The sequence below is a fragment of the Bacillus toyonensis BCT-7112 genome, assembly GCF_000496285.1.
GTDB lineage: Bacteria > Bacillota > Bacilli > Bacillales > Bacillaceae_G > Bacillus_A > Bacillus_A toyonensis.
This window is the reverse complement of the sequence record NC_022781.1, coordinates 3,771,781-3,791,739: the sequence shown is the minus strand read 5'-3', so window position 1 is coordinate 3,791,739 and position 19,959 is coordinate 3,771,781. Positions and strand designations below refer to the sequence as shown.

The 19,959-nt window shown below is 36.8% G+C and carries 24 protein-coding genes; 10 read left to right on the top strand and 14 right to left on the bottom strand.

The annotated features are described in order from the left end of the window. Window positions 1-124 precede the first annotated feature (124 nt). Complete coding sequence (gene cotY, locus BTOYO_RS19395) at window positions 125-595, top strand: spore coat protein CotY (RefSeq protein ID WP_001277720.1); 471 nt, start codon at window positions 125-127, stop codon at window positions 593-595. A 167-nt stretch (window positions 596-762) separates the two neighbouring features. Beyond that, window positions 763-1,266, top strand: coding sequence for an exosporium protein ExsF (gene exsF, locus BTOYO_RS19390; protein ID WP_000492940.1), 504 nt, complete (start codon window positions 763-765; stop codon window positions 1,264-1,266). 78 nt (window positions 1,267-1,344) lie between these two features. Here exsF and BTOYO_RS19385 read toward each other — a convergent pair whose 3' ends face one another. Beyond that, on the bottom strand, window positions 1,345-1,530 hold the full coding sequence (locus BTOYO_RS19385) for a hypothetical protein (protein ID WP_033657318.1): 186 nt from the start codon (window positions 1,528-1,530) through the stop codon (window positions 1,345-1,347). A 101-nt stretch (window positions 1,531-1,631) separates the two neighbouring features. Beyond that, window positions 1,632-1,991, bottom strand: coding sequence for a DUF1360 domain-containing protein (locus BTOYO_RS19380; protein ID WP_000899656.1), 360 nt, complete (start codon window positions 1,989-1,991; stop codon window positions 1,632-1,634). Between the two features lie 125 nt (window positions 1,992-2,116). On the opposite strand from BTOYO_RS19380, the gene exsY reads away from it, so the two are divergent. Further along, window positions 2,117-2,575 (top strand): exosporium assembly protein ExsY, encoded by a 459-nt coding sequence (gene exsY / locus BTOYO_RS19375; RefSeq protein ID WP_001277750.1) that lies wholly within the window; start codon window positions 2,117-2,119, stop codon window positions 2,573-2,575. Window positions 2,576-2,635: 60 nt separating this feature from the next. Here the strand turns inward: exsY and BTOYO_RS19370 are convergent, their stop codons facing one another. The 10 genes from BTOYO_RS19370 to BTOYO_RS19325 all read right to left on the bottom strand — a co-directional run bounded on the left by BTOYO_RS19370 (window position 2,636) and on the right by BTOYO_RS19325 (window position 10,655). Continuing rightward, window positions 2,636-3,157 carry a spore coat CotO family protein gene (locus BTOYO_RS19370; RefSeq protein WP_002038172.1) on the bottom strand — a complete coding sequence of 174 codons (522 nt, stop codon included), beginning with the start codon at window positions 3,155-3,157 and terminating at the stop codon, window positions 2,636-2,638. A 142-nt stretch (window positions 3,158-3,299) separates the two neighbouring features. Further along, entirely contained in the window at window positions 3,300-4,070 is a 771-nt protein-coding gene (gene fabI / locus BTOYO_RS19365; protein WP_000421885.1) for an enoyl-ACP reductase FabI, read from the bottom strand. Between the two features lie 108 nt (window positions 4,071-4,178). Then, complete coding sequence (gene rfbD / locus BTOYO_RS19360) at window positions 4,179-5,033, bottom strand: dTDP-4-dehydrorhamnose reductase (RefSeq protein ID WP_000664678.1); 855 nt, start codon at window positions 5,031-5,033, stop codon at window positions 4,179-4,181. 11 nt (window positions 5,034-5,044) lie between these two features. Continuing rightward, window positions 5,045-6,016 carry a dTDP-glucose 4,6-dehydratase gene (rfbB, locus tag BTOYO_RS19355; RefSeq protein WP_001024154.1) on the bottom strand — a complete coding sequence of 324 codons (972 nt, stop codon included), beginning with the start codon at window positions 6,014-6,016 and terminating at the stop codon, window positions 5,045-5,047. A gap of 15 nt (window positions 6,017-6,031) precedes the next feature. After that, entirely contained in the window at window positions 6,032-6,577 is a 546-nt protein-coding gene (gene rfbC / locus BTOYO_RS19350) for a dTDP-4-dehydrorhamnose 3,5-epimerase (RefSeq protein WP_000869430.1), read from the bottom strand. Window positions 6,578-6,585: 8 nt separating this feature from the next. Beyond that, entirely contained in the window at window positions 6,586-7,323 is a 738-nt protein-coding gene (locus BTOYO_RS19345) for a sugar phosphate nucleotidyltransferase (protein ID WP_000676186.1), read from the bottom strand. A gap of 14 nt (window positions 7,324-7,337) precedes the next feature. After that, window positions 7,338-8,018 carry a glycosyltransferase family protein gene (locus BTOYO_RS19340; protein WP_000651532.1) on the bottom strand — a complete coding sequence of 227 codons (681 nt, stop codon included), beginning with the start codon at window positions 8,016-8,018 and terminating at the stop codon, window positions 7,338-7,340. A 12-nt stretch (window positions 8,019-8,030) separates the two neighbouring features. Further along, window positions 8,031-8,717 (bottom strand): glycosyltransferase family protein, encoded by a 687-nt coding sequence (locus BTOYO_RS19335; protein ID WP_001271194.1) that lies wholly within the window; start codon window positions 8,715-8,717, stop codon window positions 8,031-8,033. Beyond that, window positions 8,714-9,403 (bottom strand): class I SAM-dependent methyltransferase, encoded by a 690-nt coding sequence (locus tag BTOYO_RS19330; protein WP_001078421.1) that lies wholly within the window; start codon window positions 9,401-9,403, stop codon window positions 8,714-8,716. The genes BTOYO_RS19335 and BTOYO_RS19330 overlap by 4 nt, the downstream gene beginning before the upstream one ends. Before the next feature lie 154 nt (window positions 9,404-9,557). Continuing rightward, the gene (locus tag BTOYO_RS19325) at window positions 9,558-10,655 is read right to left on the bottom strand and encodes a glycosyltransferase (RefSeq protein WP_033657385.1); all 1,098 of its coding nucleotides are present in this window, start codon (window positions 10,653-10,655) and stop codon (window positions 9,558-9,560) included. Window positions 10,656-10,820: 165 nt separating this feature from the next. On the opposite strand from BTOYO_RS19325, the gene BTOYO_RS19320 reads away from it, so the two are divergent. From BTOYO_RS19320 to BTOYO_RS27450, 7 genes are all read left to right on the top strand, one after another. Further along, complete coding sequence (locus BTOYO_RS19320; RefSeq protein WP_000069684.1) at window positions 10,821-11,636, top strand: BclA C-terminal domain-containing protein; 816 nt, start codon at window positions 10,821-10,823, stop codon at window positions 11,634-11,636. Window positions 11,637-11,758: 122 nt separating this feature from the next. Further along, entirely contained in the window at window positions 11,759-12,604 is an 846-nt protein-coding gene (locus tag BTOYO_RS19315; protein ID WP_000428841.1) for a TylF/MycF family methyltransferase, read from the top strand. A gap of 235 nt (window positions 12,605-12,839) precedes the next feature. After that, on the top strand, window positions 12,840-13,592 hold the full coding sequence (locus BTOYO_RS19310) for a class I SAM-dependent methyltransferase (RefSeq protein WP_001292084.1): 753 nt from the start codon (window positions 12,840-12,842) through the stop codon (window positions 13,590-13,592). A 13-nt stretch (window positions 13,593-13,605) separates the two neighbouring features. After that, complete coding sequence (locus tag BTOYO_RS19305; RefSeq protein ID WP_002038165.1) at window positions 13,606-14,535, top strand: glycosyltransferase family 2 protein; 930 nt, start codon at window positions 13,606-13,608, stop codon at window positions 14,533-14,535. A 143-nt stretch (window positions 14,536-14,678) separates the two neighbouring features. Next, the gene (locus BTOYO_RS19300; RefSeq protein WP_000655682.1) at window positions 14,679-15,839 is read left to right on the top strand and encodes an FtsW/RodA/SpoVE family cell cycle protein; all 1,161 of its coding nucleotides are present in this window, start codon (window positions 14,679-14,681) and stop codon (window positions 15,837-15,839) included. 75 nt (window positions 15,840-15,914) lie between these two features. Then, complete coding sequence (prpE, locus tag BTOYO_RS19295) at window positions 15,915-16,655, top strand: bis(5'-nucleosyl)-tetraphosphatase PrpE (RefSeq protein WP_000872707.1); 741 nt, start codon at window positions 15,915-15,917, stop codon at window positions 16,653-16,655. Between the two features lie 206 nt (window positions 16,656-16,861). Continuing rightward, complete coding sequence (locus BTOYO_RS27450; protein WP_023441182.1) at window positions 16,862-18,196, top strand: peptidase G2 autoproteolytic cleavage domain-containing protein; 1,335 nt, start codon at window positions 16,862-16,864, stop codon at window positions 18,194-18,196. Window positions 18,197-18,244: 48 nt separating this feature from the next. Here BTOYO_RS27450 and BTOYO_RS19285 read toward each other — a convergent pair whose 3' ends face one another. Both BTOYO_RS19285 and BTOYO_RS19280 read right to left on the bottom strand, forming a co-directional pair. Next, window positions 18,245-19,138 carry an RluA family pseudouridine synthase gene (locus BTOYO_RS19285; protein ID WP_001079101.1) on the bottom strand — a complete coding sequence of 298 codons (894 nt, stop codon included), beginning with the start codon at window positions 19,136-19,138 and terminating at the stop codon, window positions 18,245-18,247. A 14-nt stretch (window positions 19,139-19,152) separates the two neighbouring features. Then, complete coding sequence (locus BTOYO_RS19280) at window positions 19,153-19,950, bottom strand: NAD kinase (RefSeq protein WP_000673191.1); 798 nt, start codon at window positions 19,948-19,950, stop codon at window positions 19,153-19,155. Window positions 19,951-19,959: the final 9 nt, after the last annotated feature.

Sequence of the window (19,959 nt, the reverse complement as noted above, 5' to 3'; positions counted from 1 at the left end):
TTTCTCGTACTCCCCCCTCCTATTCAAATTACCTGCTTTTATCATAAGAATTAACGTAATATCAACCATATCCCGTTCATATTGTAATAGTGTATGTCAGAACTCACGATAAGGAGTGAACATAATGAGCTGCAATTGCAACGAAGATAATCATCACCATGATTTTGATTTCAACTGTGTATCTAATGTCGTTCGTTTTATACATGAATTACAAGAATGCGCAACCACTACATGTGGATCTGGTTGCGAAGTTCCATTTTTAGGAGCACATAACACTGCATCAGTAGCGAATACACGTCCTTTTATTTTATACACAAAGGCTGGAGAACCTTTTGAAGCATTTGCACCATCAGGAAGCCTTGTTAGCTGTAGAACTCCAATTTTCCGCGTTGAAAGCATCGATGATGATGATTGTGCTGTGTTACGTGCATTAGCTGTAGTATTAGGTGATGGCTCCTCTGTACCACCTGGTGACGATCCAATTTGTACGTTTTTAAATGTACCAAATGCAAGGTTAGTATCAACCCCTGCTTGTCTTACGGTTGATTTAAGTTGCTTCTGTGCTATTCAATGCTTACGTGATGTTACGATTTAAAACTAAATAACGATTTAAGCATGGATTGGGTGGCAGAGAATTCTGCCACCCAATCCATGCTTAAAAGGTATTATTATGTATTTTTTATAAAATTGGGAACTTGTCTAGAACATAGAACCTGTCCTTTTCATTAACTGAAAGTAGAAACAGATAAAGGAGTGAAAAACATGTTCTCTTCTGATTGCGAATTTACTAAGATTGATTGCGAAGCGAAACCAGCTAGTACACTACCTGCCTTCGGTTTTGCTTTCAACGCTTCTGCACCTCAGTTCGCTTCACTATTTACACCATTACTATTACCTAGCGTAAGTCCAAACCCAAATATTACTGTTCCTGTAATAAATGATACAGTAAGTGTCGGAGATGGTATTCGAATTCTACGAGCTGGTATTTATCAAATTAGTTATACATTAACAATTAGTCTTGATAACGTTCCTACGGCACCAGAAGCTGGTCGTTTCTTCTTATCATTAGGTACGCCGGCTAACATTATTCCTGGATCAGGTACAGCGGTTCGTTCTAACGTTATTGGTACTGGTGAAGTAGACGTATCCAGTGGTGTTATTCTTATTAACTTAAACCCTGGTGACTTAATTCAAATCGTACCAGTTGAATTGATTGGAACTGTAGACGTCCGTGCGGCAGCATTAACAGTTGCACAAATTAGCTAGTAAAAAGCGGTATTTCTAAAACAGGAATACCGCTTTTTTATATTTATAATAAAAAACACTCACAGTAACATGAGTGTTTCATTCTTCATATTGTTTTATTTTGTTCTTCTTTTTCCCGCAATTACATCCCTTTTTCTTCACAAATCCTTGTTGTTGCAATTGTTCTTGATATGCCTGTTGTTGTGCTTGGTGTTGTTGCTGTATGTGATACCACTGCTGCAGGTCATATGAATTTTGCCTTTGATTACTGCTCACAGCAAACATCTCCTCTACTGTCAATTCTGTCTATTCACTATATGAACAACTTCTTATATCCGTTCCCTCATTCTTTTAAACTCCGCTTTTTCTCACATTTTGAAACTATATTATTCTCCTATAAAATATCCTGTAATTGTTTCAATAATTGCAGCTGCACCTGCGATAGCTAATAATGCAAGTAATGGCTCCGCAACGATCGGGATCCAATTATATAAAACTAATAAAAAAGCACTGACCCATACACCTGTACACCAATAACAACTTAATAATTCGCCAATCCATTTTCTTAATCCTTTACCTTTTACTTTTGTAAAAGTTGATAAGCTTCCATCCGGTTCCGTAATCTCTAATTCATCAATAAACGGTCTTCGCAAAAAAGCTGTAATTTTATCATAAACAATTAAACGAGTGAGCCTAAAAGCAGCTAACGCGAATATAAAAAATAAAAGCCAGCTTGTAAATAGCATGAATCCACCTTCCCTTATCTTCTTTCGCCTATTTAAAAAAAAAGGTCTTGAGATTGTGACCAAATCTCTCCGACTCCAATATCTTATTAATGTAAATACAAACAAGAAGATAAGGAGTGACATTAATGAGTTGTAACGAAAATAAACACCATAGCTCTTCTCATTGTGTAGTTGACGTTGTAAAATTCATCAATGAATTACAAGATTGCTCTACTACTACGTGTGGATCTGGTTGTGAAATCCCATTTTTAGGAGCACACAATACTGCATCAGTAGCAAATACACGCCCTTTTATTTTATACACAAAAACTGGTGAACCTTTTGAAGCATTTGCACCATCTTCAAGCCTTACTAGCTGCCGTTCTCCAATTTTCCGTGTGGAAAGCGTAGATGATGATAGCTGTGCTGTACTGCGTGTGTTAACTGTAGTATTAGGTGACGGTTCTCCTGTACCGCCTGGTGACGATCCAATTTGTACGTTTTTAGCTGTACCAAATGCAAGATTAATCTCGACATCTACTTGCATTACTGTTGATTTAAGCTGCTTCTGTGCGATTCAATGCCTACGCGACGTTACTATCTAATAAGTTAAGTAAACTAAAAAACTATTGGGGTGGTAGAAGCTTTCTACCACCTTTACATATTTAAAAGCCGGCCATATCAATCGATTTGATGTCTTCTATAGATAACCGAACATCTCTCATACTATTTGGTGGCATAATGGATACAATGCCATTACGATACGATATAATCGATCCTATATATGAGACGGTAGTCGTTCTTATCCTACATCTTACTTTCGGAATGTAATGAGGACGATTTAATAAAAAATGAATTTTTTCTTCATTATTCATATCTTTAAATGATTTATTGTACGGGACGGCTCTCACTTGCTGTTGTTCTTCTTGCTCTTCTTGTTCCTCTTCTTCTATTTTTTCTTCTATTTGCTGCTCTTCTTGTTCTATCACCTCTTCCACAGCACTACTTACAACATTTTCGTTTCTATTACTTTTCTCTTCTCGGTCCTCATCTTCAAAATTCGTTAATATAATTCGTTTTATTTTCGGTGCAGCAAGTTCTAAATTTACTTGCGCAATATATAACAACGGTTTTCCAACTGTTGAACTTTTATTTTTATTCTTCACACTCGTCCCTCCCACTTCCATACGTCGCTGAATAAATCGTGTACTATTATAGTTATATTCATAACGTGGCAAGAACTTTCGTTAAAAATCGTTCTTTCTGAGAACAATAAAAAAGGACAGCCTCAACTTTTAGAGACTGTCCTTTAAAAACTATAATCAATATTTATCCTAAAATATGATATCCTGAATCAACGTGAATATTTTCTCCTGTTACACCGCGTGCTAAATCACTGAATAGGAATACTGCTGTATCTCCAACCTCTTCTGGCGTTGTAGTACGACGAAGTGGTGCACGCTCCTCGATTTCTCTTAAGATTGAGTTAAAATCGCCTACACCTTTCGCAGATAACGTACGAATTGGTCCTGCAGAAATAGCGTTCACACGAATGCCATGTTGGCCTAAATCGTTTGCTAAATATTTTACGCTCGCTTCTAATGAAGCTTTCGCAACACCCATAACGTTATAATTCTTCACAACGCGCTCACCACCAAGGTATGTTAACGTTAAAATATTTCCGCCTTCTGTCATTACTTTCTTCGCTTCTCTTGCTACAGCTGTTAAAGAGAATGCACTAATATTTTGTGCAAGTAAAAATCCATCGCGAGAAGTATCTACAAATTCACCTTTTAAATCATCACGATTTGCAAAAGCAATACAATGTGCTACACCGTGAATTGTACCAACTTCTTGCTTAATCGTTTCAAAGCAAGCTGTAAGTTCTTCATCATTCGTTACATCACAAGGTAATACAAGTGATTCTTGTCCTTCTAATGTGTCCGCTAATTCACGAACATTTCTTTCTAAACGTTCTCCTGCATATGTGAATATTAATTTTGCACCTGCATTATGCAAAGAGCGAGCAATTCCCCATGCAATACTTCTTTGGTTCGCAACGCCCATAACAACAAATGTTTTCCCTTGTAATAGTTCCATGATATATCCTCCCAGAAATACTTATACTTGTTATTAGTACCTGATACTATAATTATAGTACCATAAAACCGCTTAAAGGCAAACAAAAAAGTCATTAACATAAATTTGTTAATGACTTTTTGTTTCTATAAAAAAACGTTCTAATCCTTCTTCCCAAGAAGGCATTTGTAAAAAACCATTTAATCGTAGCATATTATGTTGAAAAATAGAATATTTCGGCCTCGCAGCCTCCGATCCGAATTCTTCCGTTGAAACAGGTAATACATTCACATTCATATTTGCATAAGAAAATATTTTTTGTGCAAATTCAAACCAAGAACATGATCCTCTATTGGATACGTGATATGTACCGTATAAAGAAGTGTGAATGAGCTTATTAACCATCATATTTAAATCTGCCACGTACGTAGGAGAGCCAATTTGATCCGCTACAACGGTTATTTCATCTTTTTCTTTACCTAATCGCATCATCGTTTTCACAAAATTACTTCCATATTTACCATACAGCCACGATGTACGAACGATAAAATATTTATTATGTAACTCTTTGACGAACTGCTCCCCCGCATACTTAGAGGCCCCGTATATATTTATCGGCGCTGGATTATGAAATTCCCCATACCCATCCGGTCTTGCGCCCTGAAATACATAATCGGTACTAATGTAAACTAACTTAGCCCCTACTAATTGTGAAGCAACCGCTACATTTCGAGCTCCTATTGCATTTATTAAATAAGCAAGATCTTGTTCTTTCTCAGCACGGTCCACCTTCGTATAAGCTGCACAATGAATGATTATATGTGGTCTTATCTCTTGTACCACTTGTTGAACTCGGGATATGTTTGTTACATCTAGTAACTTTTTATCAAAAGGATATATGTCATATTCTTCAGGACTTAACTCTTCTTGCAGTTGCTTTCCTAACTGACCATTTGCTCCTGTTATAATAACCCGCTCTTTCATTTTCATGCCCCTTACTTTTCTTTTAGTGGTTTCCACCATTCTATATGATTTTCATACCATTCCACTGTTTCTTTTAGCCCTTGTTCAAACGTATACTGCGGTTCCCAATCAAACTCATTCTTCATTTTGTGTGCATCAATTGCATAACGACGATCATGACCTAAACGATCTGTAACAAATTCAATATCTTTTTCTGTTTTACCTAAGAGAGTAATAATTTGCTCCACAACATCTACATTTGTTTTTTCATTATTTCCGCCTATATTATATACTTCTCCTAAACGCCCCTTATGCAAAACGATGTCAATTGCACTGCAATGATCCTTTACATGTAACCAATCTCTTACATTTAATCCATCACCATATAACGGTAGTTTTTTTCCTTCCAGCGCATTCGTAACCATTAATGGAATTAATTTTTCGGGATATTGATACGGCCCATAGTTATTGGAACAACGCGTCACTATAACTGGTAATTTATATGTTTTATAATAAGATAAAGCTATCATGTCCGCGCTCGCCTTACTTGAAGAATACGGACTATTTGGAGCTAATGGGGTTTCCTCAGTAAACTTTCCTGTTTTCCCTAAAGAACCATATACTTCATCTGTTGATACTTGTACGAGCTTAATATGCGGATACTTTTTCACTAATTCTAATAAAGTGACTGTCCCGATTACGTTTGTATCATAAAAAGGGATCGGATCTTCAATGCTACGATCTACATGTGATTCAGCTGCGAAATTTACAACTACTTGCACGTCACGTTCCTTAATAACATGTTCCAGCAGCTCTCCATTTTGAATTTCCCCTTTTACAAAAAAGTAATTCGGATGATCTTGAAGAGACTTTACGTTATTTAAATTCCCGCTATATGTTAATGCATCGAAATTTATTATTTTATATGTTTCATAGCTTTGTAACATGTAATGGACAAAGTTACTTCCAATAAATCCGGCCCCACCTGTTACTAATATATTCATAAACAACTCTCCTACTCAAAAGCTATCTTCACATTCCTGAAGTAACGGTAATATTCGATCTTTATCAGACAAAATAGGACTTGTTACTGGCCATGGAATCGCTAATTCTTTATCGTTCCAAAGCACACCAGAGTCATGATCAGCACTATAATATTCATCTACTTTATACATAACAATAGTATGCGGGACAAGTGTACAAAAACCATGTGCAAATCCTTTTGGCACTAATAATTGCCTGTGGTTATCTGCGCTTAAAATATATCCTCTCCACTGTTTAAAGGTTGGTGAATCTCTTCGCAAATCAACGATAACATCATAGATTGCTCCTTGCATAACTTGAATAAGTTTCGTTTGTGCTTTCGGATTTTTTTGAAAGTGTAATCCGCGAATTGTTCCCGCTTCTGCTGAATAAGAAACATTATCCTGTACAAATGAATACGTAACCCCTAATGTTTCTAGCACCTTCTTATTATAACTTTCAGTAAAAAAGCCACGCTCATCTCCAAATAACCTCGGTTCTAACAATTTTGCATCGGTAAAGTTTGTTTCTACAACTTTCATATTCTCACCTATTCTCCGTTAAACTGTTTCCCAAAGTTCATATCCCGTGCTAACGTATTCGCCCTTTGAAGAGAAGCATGAGTTCCCGCATCCGTCCACCAACCGCTCATTTCATTATAAGTAAGTACTCCTCGTTTTAAATACCAATTATTTATATCTGTAATTTCAAGTTCTCCCCTTGCGGAAGGTTTTAATTCTTTTATATAAGAAAAGACTTTCGAATCATACAAATAAATTCCCGTAACAGCATAAGAGCTTTTCGGCTCTTTCGGCTTTTCTTCAATTTCAATTATTTTTCGGTTTTGAATATGCGCTACACCAAACCTTTCAGGATCTTCTACAGATTGCAATAGCACTTTCGCACCTTCTTTTTGCTTTGTAAACTCTTCAACATACGGATGAATATCATCTGAAAAAATATTATCTCCTAATATAACTACCATACGATCATTTCCGACGAAATCTTCACAAAGACCTAAAGCTTGTGCAATCCCGCCCGCTTTATCTTGCACCCGATACGTAAAAGACACGCCAAATTCGTGGCCACTTCCTAAAAAGCTAACAACATCTCCCATATGCTCTTTACCTGTAATTATCATAACATCTGTAATCCCGCATTGTTTTAGCTTATATACTGCATGATAAATCATTGGATACCGTCCAACAGGAAGCAAATGTTTATTCGTGACTTTCGTAATTGGATATAGTCTCGATCCAGTTCCGCCCGCTAAAATAATCCCTTTCATCCTACATCTCTCCCTTATGATGGAGATAGTATATCTTTATACTGTTCTACAAACACTTTCCGATACTTCTCGTATGTATCGGCATCAAACTCATCTCCGTTATAATGAATACACCATAAATTTGCTTGATTAGGGATGCCAATTAGATAGCCAGCCTTTTGAAACTCTAAAGACTGTGAAACGTCATAAAAGTGGAATCCTTGAAATAAATCTTCTCGCCACGGAATATCATACTGTGTTGCCATGAGTAAACCATCGATTGCCTGCACTGACATAAAAGATTGATTTCCATAAAACCCTTGATCTAAATTTAATAATTGATAATTCCGTCTTCTATACTCAATCACTTTCCCCACTAAATTTTTCCCTTCCCACCATATCCCGTTACTCGGTAAAAACTGAGCACCAGCGACTCCAATTAAACCAAGTTTTTCATTTTCTTTAAAAAGAGAAATAAGATTATAAAACATATCACGATTAATAAGGTACGTGTCTTGATGTATATATACTTTATACTTTGCTGGAAATGAAAGAGCACGGTTATATGCACTTGCCATACTTTTTGCATCTCGTATCGGGAAAATTTGCACAGCATAGCCAGGGGGAACAAAAATGTTTCTTATTTGCCTCTCGCATTGCTCGAAAAGCTTTTCATTATTTACACAAACAACGACTAATATTGTGTGATCTTTCATTTTGTAGCCCCTCTATTCTTCCTTATTCACATCTGACATATAGTTTTCTACAAATACTTTTCTATATTTTTCATAGTTTGTCATATTCACATCGAAATGATAATGAATACACCAAGCATCGCGCTGTACAGGTACACCGACTGTATATCCTGCTTTTTTAAATTCAAATGATTGAGATACATCATAAAAGTCAAATCCGTCAAATAAGTCTTCTCGCCACGGGATATCATATTGTGTTGCCATTAACAAACCGTCAATACATTCAACAGGAATAAACGTCTTTGATTCATGAAATGGTTGCTCTAAACTTGCCATATAAAACAAATCGTTCATATAACCAATGACTTTCCCGACAATCCCACGCCCTTCGTTCCATACACCAGTTGGAGGAACATATTGCGATCCAACCATCCCAATCATTCCAAGATGTTCATGTTCCTCAAATAATTGAATTAATCCGTATAAAAAGGCTGCGTTTATAATAAATACATCTTGGTGTAAATACACTTTATACTTTGCTGGATGTGAAATGGCTTGATTGTATCCGCTCGTCATGCTTTTTGCATTTCGAATCGGCATGAATTGTATAGTATATCCAGGAGGTACTGCCAATTTCAATATATGTCGCGCACATTGTGCATACAATTTCCGATCATTTATACATGTAACAAATAATATTGTTTTGTCTGCCGCACTCATAATTGTGATTTTTCTGCTTCAATAATATATTGAAATACAACCGTCTCAGCCATGAAGCCACTTCCAAGACGATACTTTTTACAAATTCCATATAACTCTTCAATAAGTGGCTCATATATTTTATGATCAACATATACACGATCTACTTTACTAATTGAATATCCAGCTTTTAAAAACAGTCTTAACATTTCATTAAAAGTAAAGAAACGAATATGCGTTTTATCTAACAGACCATACTCTGTATACGTCCAGTTTCCAGCGAGTAAGGGGGCTAACACCGAGATGTGAGCAACGTTCGGTATACTAGCTAAAATCACACCATTTTGTTTGATATATGGTTTCACTTTTTCTACCACAGCCCATGGATCAAACAAATGCTCTAATACGTCACCAAATATGACGCAATCAAATTGGCCCTCCTCATACGGCATATCCATTGTCTCTATATCACCTAAAACAACATGATCTAGCTTTTCTTTTGCTTTTTCCGCTGCTTCTGAAAATGCCTCAATTCCTGATACACGTGTACCATTTTCTTTTATAGCCGCTCCTAATGCACCGCTCGAGCAACCAATATCAAGAACTTCTTTCCATTCCTTTTTTATATGCTTCAATAAATTTGGATTCGCTGCATTATAATAAAAATCAGATTTTTCTTCATATAAAGAACTTTTTTCCCGATTCATTTCACACACTCCTTATGTAAATTGAATTTGAAATATACATCTCATATGAACAAAATACACTTTATAACCAATACCATCCCTGCCGATACTCTAATATATAGCCAATCTATCATTATTAGAATCGTGACAAGTTATTTCCTAAAAATAGCATGCATTACACCTTATATTGTTTATCAAAAACACCTCGAAAATATTTACGGTTATACTCGATTGCAGCATTATTCGGAACATAAGAAGCTGCTAATTCATTGTAATAATAAGCTTTGTCTTGCTCCCCTAACTTGCTGTAGCAAATACACATTTGTAAATAAGGAAGCCATGTGTAGCTAGCTGGACTGTGAAACGGACTATCCTTTGCCAGCGGCACTTCCGTTGCTAATTTAAACCAAAATATCGCTTCATTATACTTTTGTTGATCCATATATATATATCCTATTCTTGTACAATTCTCTCCTCTAGGAACATCGTACCGAAACGATTTTGCACAAGCCTCAACTGCTTTCTCCCACAGTCCGAGCTTCGCATAACAATCCCCTAACTTACCACATGCATAGATTTTCTCTTCATACCATCCTTCATCTTGATTCAGAAATGTTTCATATAAAAGAACCGCATCATTGTATTTTTGATTATCCATAGATTCATTTGCATAATAAAACAAATCTCTCGGACTCAATTCTTCTCCAGCTGCTACAGCATTTTGAAAAATTTTCAAATTACGATCCGTTACTTCTTTTTCCTTTTTATGTGTAATAGCAATGTTGCTATTAAAAATTTCACCGGAAACCGCTAAATACTCATGTACTTTACCAAACCATTGAAACTGTTTTTCGCGCTTTACAAGTCGATACCTTCTTGTGCAATATAAAGGCTTCCCGTTAGAGTCCATTACGAGGTGATAAGGCATCGAAACAGCATCCACATTAGAATCTAATTGGCCCTTTAATTGTTTCAATGCTTCTTGAGCATCTTCTAATAATACGTCATCTGCATCTAGCCATAATATATACTGTTGCGTCGCTTTTGAAAAAGCAAAATTTCTAGCCGCCGAAAAATCATCAATCCACTGGAAATCATATATATTAGGAGTGTATTTCTCTACAATTTCTTTCGTTCGATCAACAGAACCTGTATCAACTACTACAATTTCATCAACAATTTCTTCAATCCCATCCAAACATCGAGCTATTGTCTTTTCCTCATCTCGGACTATCATACATAAACTAATTGTAATGCCTTGCTTGTTCAATATAATCACCTTCTTCCAACTCAATCATATGTTATACAAACGCGAAACTTTCCACATTTTTATATTGTTCAAGTTATTTTAGATTTCTTTTCAATAATTCAAATGTCCGTGTCATTTTCTTGCGATTTTGCATCTACTATATAATGAAAGCTTTATGGAGGTGAATTTATGTCAAATAATAATTATTCAGATGGCTTAAATCCTGATGAATCATTATCAGCTAGTGCATTTGATCCTAATCTTGTAGGTCCAACTTTACCACCAATACCACCGTTTACACTTCCAACCGGGCCAACTGGGCCGACTGGACCTACTGGACCTACTGGACCTACTGGGCCGACTGGACCTACTGGGCCAACTGGACCTACTGGGCCGACTGGAGGCACTGGTACAACTGGCGCGACTGGACCTACTGGGCCGACTGGGCCGACTGGAGGTACTGGTGCAACTGGACCTACTGGGCCGACTGGAGGTACTGGCGTAACTGGACCTACTGGGCCATCTGGATCCACTGGTGCGACTGGACCTACTGGGCCGACTGGGCCAACTGGACCTACTGGGCCTACTGGGCCATCTGGATTAGGACTTCCAGCAGGATTGTATGCATTTAACTCTGCTACAGTTTCTTTAGCTCTTGGAATTAATGATCCTGTACCGTTTAACACGGTTGGATCTCAGTTTGGTACTGCAATTTCTCAATTGGACGCTGATACTTTCATCATAAGTGAAACTGGATTCTACAAGATTACTGTTATCGCATATACTGCATTAGTAAGTGTATTAGGTAGCCTTGCAATTCAAGTTAATGGCGTTAATGTACCAGGTGCAGGCACAAGCTTAATCTCAGTTGGAGCGCCTCTCGTTATCCAGGCAATTACACAAATTACAATAACTCCATCAATGGTTGAAGCTGTTGTTACAGGACTTGGGTTATCTCTAGCTCTTGGTACAAGTGCATCTATTATTATTGAGAAAATCGCTTAATCTTTTACTTAGCAGTAAAACTGATATTGGTTTTACTGCTTTTTCTATTTCGAATTCAATCATGAAATCTTTACTATCTACATAATCATATTGTTGTATGACATTTTGCAGGAGGCATAAATATGGAAAATAAATCTGCTGTTCAGCTTTATCTCGAATTGCTAAAGAAAACAATTTTATTTGAAATATGGTTAGAATATGAGGAGTACTTACCTGCATCTCTACATATATCAAAAGAACTTCAATTCGAGCCAGTTACCGTACCACTCCCTTTATTCATTAAGCAATATGCCGAAAATCATAACTTAAAAATTGTAAAGCCAGATGTTTCAAAAAGTGAACGTCATGATGGACTGGATTGGCCAAGAGCAGCACATAGTATGATTGGCCGAGAACGTATGAATCAGTTACATGAGGCAATGGAAACCGTTGTTCGTGAAAATATAGAAGGAGATTTTATCGAAACAGGTGTATGGCGCGGAGGTTCTTGCATTTTTATGAATGGCTTTTTACAAGCCAATAACATTACGGATCGCAATATTTGGGTTGCAGATTCATTTGAAGGTTTGCCAGCACCGAATTTAGAACAATATCCGAAAGACTACGGTGATTATTTACACACATTCGATTATTTACGTGTTTCTTTAGAACAAGTACAAGGAAACTTTAGAAAATATGATTTATTAAATGATCAAGTAAAATTTTTAAAAGGCTGGTTTAAAGATACTTTACCAACAGCACCAATAGAAAAGATTGCAATTGCACGACTTGATGGGGATATGTATGAATCTACGATGGATGGTCTCGTGAACTTATACGATAAAGTTTCAACAGGTGGCTATATTATTATTGATGACTATGGACTACCAGCTTGTGCAGAAGCTGTGACGGACTTTAGAAATCAAAGAAACTTAAAAGCTCCTATTACTAAAATTGATATCTTTGGTGTATATTGGCGAAAAGAATAAGAGAAATTTTGATTATAAGGAGGTTCCATTCCTATTAATCTAATACTTGAATACATGAACCGTTTTAGGAATCTCCTTGTATGTAATAAGCGGTCACATCTTATCCTCTTTCGCTATCAAATAAAACTTTAATTTCCCCATACTCTTCGTTTTGAGGTGAGATTCGTCTGTAAATATCGAGATAATATGGATACCGTATTGGTTTGCCTTTTTACTACAAGGAAGGAGTGTATTTATGAGCGAACTTGAAAAAGAAATAAAATTACTCCCCCCTCCTGAACTCGTCCAATATGTAGGTGGCGATTTTGAAAAGGTCGGTAAAGAATTCCTAAAGCATTTCATTCAAATTGGGGCTTTAAAGTCAAACGAAAAAGTATTAGATGTAGGCTGCGGCGTCGGCCGAATGGCTGTTCCATTAATGAATTACTTAACTGATGATGGAGCGTATTATGGATTTGATTTGTTTAAAGAAGGTATCACTTGGTGTAAAAATAATATTACAACTACCCGTAATAATTTTCATTTTGAACACGTTGACATATACAATCAATTTTACAATCCAGAAGGAAAAGAAGATGCCTCTCACTATAAGTTTCCATATGAAGACGCGACATTCGATTTCATCTTTTTAACTTCTGTATTTACGCACCTTCTCCCAACAGAATTAGAACATTACGTATCTGAGATTGCACGTGTATTAAAAAAAGACGGGAGATGTTTTATTACGTTCTTTTTAATAAACCCTGAGTCATCCTATTATTTAAATGCAGGACTAAGTACGTTAGGATTTTATCATCAAATTGAAAATTGTTATGTCGTAAATAAAGATATTCCTAATTTCGCAGTTGCTTATCCTGAAACAGATATTTGCGCTTTATTGAATAAATATGGCTTAGAGGTAATGAATAAACCACACTATGGTTTATGGTGCGGCCGACATGAATATACGAGTTATCAAGATATTGTTCTTACAAAAAAAAGCTTCTGAAAGGAAGTTACGTATGACAAATGAAAAAAATCTACCTCTTGTTTCCATCCTTATTCCCACCTATAATAGACCACATTATTTCAAAATCGCTTTAGAAAGTGCTTTGGCACAAACTTATCCAAACATTGAAGTTATTGTAGGAGACGATAGTACGAATGATGAAACTGAAAAATTAATGAATGAAAAATACTTACCAAACCATTCCCATATAACATATATCCGGAATAGTACTACTTTAGGACAATTCCATAATGACCTCATGCTCTTAGAACAGTCTAGTGGCGAATACATAAACTTCTTAATGGACGATGACTTATTCCATAGTAATAAAATTGAGAAAATGATGTTCTATTTCCAACAAGACTTAAATCAAAAACTCGCACTTATTACATCATATCGCACTTGGATTGATGAAAATGGAGATATAATTGAAAACCATCCCGCTGTAAATAGATTGTATAGCGAAGATACCCTGCTAAGTGGGATAGATTTTGGAAACCATATGCTTTTATCTGGACAGAATATTATTGGTGAACCTACGACTGTACTCTTTCGAAGGCGACTATTAACAGAACCTTTTGGTACTCTAAATGAAAGGAACTATTGTTGTAGTGTTGATATGGCCTCTTGGATGGGTTTACTTTCAAAAGGTGATGCATTTTATATCACTGAACCTTTAAGTTCCTTTCGCTTTCATGATGGACAGCAAGTACACCATAAATTACTTGAAGGATCTGAAGATTTTTCACATCTCGTTTTAACCTCAAAAAAGTATGGTTTCTTACAAGATTTCAATGATTATAGAACTAGTCTGCTCAAAGCCTATGAGTGGTGTATGGGTGCATTCGAGTTTTATAAACAATACCCCAATCTCATTCCAGATGCACATATACGTCTTTCTCGTTGTTTAAATATAATTATAAAAGAGCTAAATCCACGATAGCTTTGCATAAGGGAGGAGCTATTCCTCCCTATTATGTATGACTTTACATAAATAGTGGAATAAATGTATGGACAGTCTGCTTATATTACTTTTAGAATGACGTCATCAACATATTTACTAGGCGATAGAAAGGATTACATACAGTGAAAGATACGAATTCTCAATATCAAATAGACTACGTATTACTATTCATTTTATTTGCCATTGGGACTGTTAGTTGCTTTGCTATTGCAAGTGCGCAAACCTCTTTACCACCATTTTTACAAAATGTAAATTTTGCACTCAAGCAAATACAATGGTACTTCATTGGATTTGTCGCTATTAGTGTTATTATGATTATCGATTTCGATCGGTATCAAAAAATTGCTTGGTATTTATATAGCTTTGCAATGATATTACTTATCGGGCTAGAACTTCAGGTTCCAGGTGCCGTTACAATTAAAGGGGCTACCGCTTGGTACAGGCTCCCAGGCATCGGAAATTTTCAACCTTCAGAAATTATGAAATTATTTTTAATTATCGTCATTGGACGAATTATAGCTAATCATAACGAAAAATATTTTTTTCGAACACCTCGTGAAGATTTTATCTTACTCGGAAAAATATTCGCAACGAGTTTGCCACCGCTACTACTTATTGCAAAAGAACCTGATTTAGGAAACACAATGGTAATTTCAGCGATGCTGGCAGCAATGATACTAGTTTCCGGTATACGTTGGCGCTTTATTTTCGGATTAGTCTCCGTTATTTTCACAGCAGGTGTTACCTTAACGTATATTTATATTGCTCATACAGAATTCTTTAAGGAGTATATCTTAAAAGAATACCAATTAAACCGCTTCTATGGTTGGCTGGCCCCTTACGAATATGACGCGCAAGGCTATCAATTAAGACAAGCTTTTTTAGCTACTGGATCAGGAGAAATGCAAGGAAAAGGTTGGGAAAATGGACAAGTATACTTTCCAGAACCACATACAGATTTTATTTTCACTAATGTCGCTGAGCAATTCGGATTTTTAGGCGCAAGTGTCATTATTGCACTTTTTTTCCTACTTATTTTCCGCATGATTCATATCGCTTTAGAAAGTAATGACCCTTTCGGTAGTTACATCTGCGCTGGTACAATCGGAATGTTTACTTTTCAAGTATTTCAAAATATCGGGATGACAATCGGATTACTACCTATTACAGGAATCACATTACCCCTTATGAGCTACGGAGGAAGTTCGTTGCTTACATACATGATTGCAATTGGATTTATTTTAAACGTTCGCTCACGAACGAAAGTTTTTATGTTTAAATAAATCGTGCAAAAAACGATATTTTTATCTCTATCCTTTTTTAGTTATACTAATGAAAAATAGGATGGAGGTTTACATATGAAATATGACATTATAGGTGACATTCATGGCTGCTTCCAAGAGTTTCAAAACTTAACGACGAAACTAGGATATAAATGGAATAGTGGAATGCCAGTTCATCCCGACGAGCGAAAGCTGGCATTCGTTGGTGATATTACAGACCGTGGCCCTCATTCATTACATATGATTGAACTTGTATGGGAACTTGTCATACATAAAAAAGAGGCTTATTACGCTCCTGGAAATCACTGTAATAAGCTGTACCGATTTTTCCTCGGACGTAATGTGACAATCGCTCACGGACTTGAAACAACTGCTGCTGAATACGAAGCACTATCTTTTCAAAAACAGCAAATCATAAAAGAAAAGTTCATCACCCTTTATGAAAATTCCCCTTTATATCACGTGCTCGATGAGAAAAGGTTAATTGTATGTCACGCTGGCATTCGGAAAGATTACATCGGAAGGCAAGATAAAAAAGTACAAACGTTTGTATTATATGGCGATATTACAGGTGAAAAACATGATGATGGCTCTCCTGTCCGTCGCGACTGGGCGAAAGAATATAAGGGCGACGCTTGGATTATATATGGACATACACCAGTAAAAGAACCTCGTTTTGTAAATCATACAGTCAATATCGATACTGGCGCTGTATTTGGAGGTAAACTAACTGGATTACGTTACCCTGAAATGGAGACCGTTTCTGTCCCTTCTTCCCTTCCTTTTGTCCCTGAGAAATTCCGCCCAATTTCATAATCCTCTCTACTTCGTACAATTCACGAATAACGAGAGATTATCATATTTTCTAGATGTATCCTATATAAATCTAGGTAAAGCAATTAAAAAAAGATGCAATAAAGTGCATCTTTTTTTAATTGCACGACATATAATGTCGCAGGAGGTGACAGAATGAAGAAAAAATCTTCTAAACAAAAAGAAAATTCCACCCTTTATATCAGCCCATGTATGGAATTAACAACTGGTGCGGCATTCGAGCTGCAGCTATAGAAGAACTAGAAGAACAAGAGTCATCAAAAAAGAGCAAAGCTAAAACAAAATATGTCTCTTTAGAAAATGCTGTAATGAGTCGCATAATCAATCGTAGAAAAGTAAAGATGCAACAAAAAAATAAACATCTCTCTCATCACGATGAACAAATACTGCATTCTGAAGAAAAACAGGAAAATACGGAAGAGAACATTCCTGTAGCAATAAATAAAAAAATACAACCAGAAATTCCAACCGATATTATAAACCAAGTAAAAAAAATAAAAGAAGCATTAACTCCATCAAATAATATACAAACAGAAAAAACGATCATAATTCAGACTCCTGCACCTGAAAATACGAAAGTAAAAAAAGAAGGCCGATATTCACATGCAGAGGGGCTTCACTCTCATGCAGAGGGTACAGTTTCACATGCAGAAGGACTTCTTACACACGCAAAAGCAACTTGCTCCCATGCAGAAGGATCGAAAACAAAAGCAACTGGACATAGTTCGCATAGTGAAGGAAGTGAAACGACAGCAGGCGGCTCTTATTCTCACGCGGAAGGTAAACATACGATTGCTTTAGGCGAAGCAGCACACGCAGAAGGAACCGCAACTATCGCTAATGGATTCTCTTCTCATGCGGAAGGTAATCATACATCAACAGCTCATTTTGCAGGAAGCCATATTATGGGACGATTCGGCACGGCCGAAGAAGCCTATTCTTGGTTTATTGCAAATGGAACAAACGATACCGATCATAATATCGGTGCTAAATGGCTTGCTCATAATGGAGAAATGTACATTGAGGGTGCTTCTTACAATGCAGGCGGAACGGATTTTGCACAAATGTTTGAAACCGCGGACCATAAAGCTATTGATGTCGGTTATTTCGTTACATTTAGTAGCGAAGAAAAAATTCGGATAGCTACTTCAAACGATTCTTTCATTTTAGGAATATCTAGTGCAACCCCCGCTATTATAGGAAATAGTGGTGCTTTAAGTTGGCAAAAGCGCTATAAAACAGATAACTTTGGAAAGCGTCAATATGTACGTACAGAAACACAAGAAATACAACCACTTTTAAATACAGAATGGGATCCAGCTTGCAAATATATAGCAAGAAAAGACCGTTCTGGTTGGCTTCCTGTCGGATTAATTGGACAAATGTTAGTACGTGATGATGGCACTTGCGAACCGCATGGATATTGTCGTCCAAATGATGACGGCATTGCTACAAAAGCTGAAAGTGGATTTTTCGTTATTAAGCGTACGGATGATAATCAAATTTTAATATTATTCCGCTAAGAAAAAAGGGACCAAAATTCTTCATTACATAAGAATTTTGGTCCCTTTTTAAGCGTGCATTAATAACTGCTGCATATCGCTTGGAATCGTCGTAGCAAAAGACATTTCCTTTTCTAAAATAGGATGATAAAACGCCAAAGATGTACTGTGAAGTGCTTGTCGTTTCATTTCATCCCTTCTTCCTCCATATAAGTCATCACCAAGTAACGGATGTCCCATATGAGCCATATGCACGCGGATTTGATGCGTTCTTCCTGTCTCAAGTTCAAGAGATACATGCGTCTTTTGCGAGGAGCTATGAATCACTCTAAAATGAGTAACTGCCCTCTGTCCATCCTCACAAACTGTTCGTTCAATGATGCTATCTGATTTTCTACCAATCGGTGCATCAATCGTTCCTTCACGTTTTATCATCTCTCCATGAACAATTGCTTCATACGTTCGTTTCACAGCTTTTTGTTGATGTTGTTTCGATAAAAGATGATGTACGAAACGATTTTTTGCAATAAGCATGAGTCCTGACGTATCACGATCCAACCTTGTTACAATGTGCACCGTACTGGCAAGATGCTGCTTATCATAATAAGACAAAAGCGCGTTAGCAACACTTCCCTCTGGATGTTCTCTAGACGGAATCGTTGACATGTTCGCTTCTTTATTGATGACAAGAACTGCATCATCTTCATATACAATGCATAGTGGGATATCTTCCGCAATCATCCCTTCACTTCTTTCTTCCACTGGAAAAAAAACACGTAACTGTTCGCCCGCTTGTAGTTGATGACGAACGCTTGCATATTGACCATCTACTTCAATGGCTCCGCCATGAAATTTTATATCCGTTAAAGCAGCTTTAGAAATCCCTTTTGTTTTCAAAAATTCTCTAACTAAAGTTCCCTCTTCAGCTGACTCTATATCCCATTTCAATGTAAATCTGTTCAATATATAAACCCCTTCTATTTATCTGCAACAAACGAGTCACGGACACGTTTCCAGAATGGGAACGGGCGGAAACGAACAAATCGCACTTTCTCGTTTGCAACGCGATACTGGATTGATTTCACATCTTGATGAACCATCGTTAAATGGTCCACCGTAATTTGTAAGTTCATCCCTGGAGCCGGCTTCAACACACATGTATGATGCTTCGGCAATACAAGCGGCGAGCCTACAGTACGAAACACACGGTTGTTAATGGATGCCATTTCTGCAATTTGAATTGCTTCAATAGAAGGGTGAATAATTGCACCGCCAAGTGCTTTATTATAGGCAGTACTTCCTGAAGGAGTTGAGATACATAGACCATCCCCGCGGAATGTTTCAAAGTACTCTCCCCGTATTTCCACTTCTGTTACTAATGTGCCCTCTGCACTTTTTACAGTCGCTTCATTCATCGCTAAATACTGTGACTCTTTACTTCCATTCACATAGCGAATAATCACTTCTAAAAGCGGATATTCCACCACTTGGAATGGCGTTTTAGCAATCGCAATTACTAATTTCTCTACTTCTGTCGGTAACCAATCTGCATAGAAACCTAAATGCCCTGTATGTACACCAACAAATGCTGTTTCATCCAATCGATTATAATAACGATGAAACGCATATAAAAGCGTTCCATCTCCCCCAACAGAAATTACAATATCGGGTTCCTTTTCATCCATAATGAATCCAAAATCTAGCAAGTACTCTTTCATCGTGCTTGCTAGTGTATCTGATGATTGATCTCCCTTTGACATAATTGTAAATTTCATCGCCAACAC

Excerpts from the sequence above, each read along its gene's own strand:
- cotY (WP_001277720.1), top strand. The coding sequence starts at position 125 with ATGAGCTGCAATTGCAACGAAGATAATCATCACCATGATTTTGATTTC.
- exsF (WP_000492940.1), top strand. The coding sequence starts at position 763 with ATGTTCTCTTCTGATTGCGAATTTACTAAGATTGATTGCGAAGCGAAA.
- BTOYO_RS19385 (WP_033657318.1), bottom strand. The coding sequence starts at position 1,530 with ATGTTTGCTGTGAGCAGTAATCAAAGGCAAAATTCATATGACCTGCAG.
- BTOYO_RS19380 (WP_000899656.1), bottom strand. The coding sequence starts at position 1,991 with ATGCTATTTACAAGCTGGCTTTTATTTTTTATATTCGCGTTAGCTGCT.
- exsY (WP_001277750.1), top strand. The coding sequence starts at position 2,117 with ATGAGTTGTAACGAAAATAAACACCATAGCTCTTCTCATTGTGTAGTT.
- BTOYO_RS19370 (WP_002038172.1), bottom strand. The coding sequence starts at position 3,157 with ATGGAAGTGGGAGGGACGAGTGTGAAGAATAAAAATAAAAGTTCAACA.
- fabI (WP_000421885.1), bottom strand. The coding sequence starts at position 4,070 with ATGGAACTATTACAAGGGAAAACATTTGTTGTTATGGGCGTTGCGAAC.
- rfbD (WP_000664678.1), bottom strand. The coding sequence starts at position 5,033 with ATGAAAGAGCGGGTTATTATAACAGGAGCAAATGGTCAGTTAGGAAAG.
- rfbB (WP_001024154.1), bottom strand. The coding sequence starts at position 6,016 with ATGAATATATTAGTAACAGGTGGGGCCGGATTTATTGGAAGTAACTTT.
- rfbC (WP_000869430.1), bottom strand. The coding sequence starts at position 6,577 with ATGAAAGTTGTAGAAACAAACTTTACCGATGCAAAATTGTTAGAACCG.
- BTOYO_RS19345 (WP_000676186.1), bottom strand. The coding sequence starts at position 7,323 with ATGAAAGGGATTATTTTAGCGGGCGGAACTGGATCGAGACTATATCCA.
- BTOYO_RS19340 (WP_000651532.1), bottom strand. The coding sequence starts at position 8,018 with ATGAAAGATCACACAATATTAGTCGTTGTTTGTGTAAATAATGAAAAG.
- BTOYO_RS19335 (WP_001271194.1), bottom strand. The coding sequence starts at position 8,717 with ATGAGTGCGGCAGACAAAACAATATTATTTGTTACATGTATAAATGAT.
- BTOYO_RS19330 (WP_001078421.1), bottom strand. The coding sequence starts at position 9,403 with ATGAATCGGGAAAAAAGTTCTTTATATGAAGAAAAATCTGATTTTTAT.
- BTOYO_RS19320 (WP_000069684.1), top strand. The coding sequence starts at position 10,821 with ATGTCAAATAATAATTATTCAGATGGCTTAAATCCTGATGAATCATTA.
- BTOYO_RS19315 (WP_000428841.1), top strand. The coding sequence starts at position 11,759 with ATGGAAAATAAATCTGCTGTTCAGCTTTATCTCGAATTGCTAAAGAAA.
- BTOYO_RS19310 (WP_001292084.1), top strand. The coding sequence starts at position 12,840 with ATGAGCGAACTTGAAAAAGAAATAAAATTACTCCCCCCTCCTGAACTC.
- BTOYO_RS19305 (WP_002038165.1), top strand. The coding sequence starts at position 13,606 with ATGACAAATGAAAAAAATCTACCTCTTGTTTCCATCCTTATTCCCACC.
- prpE (WP_000872707.1), top strand. The coding sequence starts at position 15,915 with ATGAAATATGACATTATAGGTGACATTCATGGCTGCTTCCAAGAGTTT.
- BTOYO_RS27450 (WP_023441182.1), top strand. The coding sequence starts at position 16,862 with ATGTATGGAATTAACAACTGGTGCGGCATTCGAGCTGCAGCTATAGAA.
- BTOYO_RS19280 (WP_000673191.1), bottom strand. The coding sequence starts at position 19,950 with ATGAAATTTACAATTATGTCAAAGGGAGATCAATCATCAGATACACTA.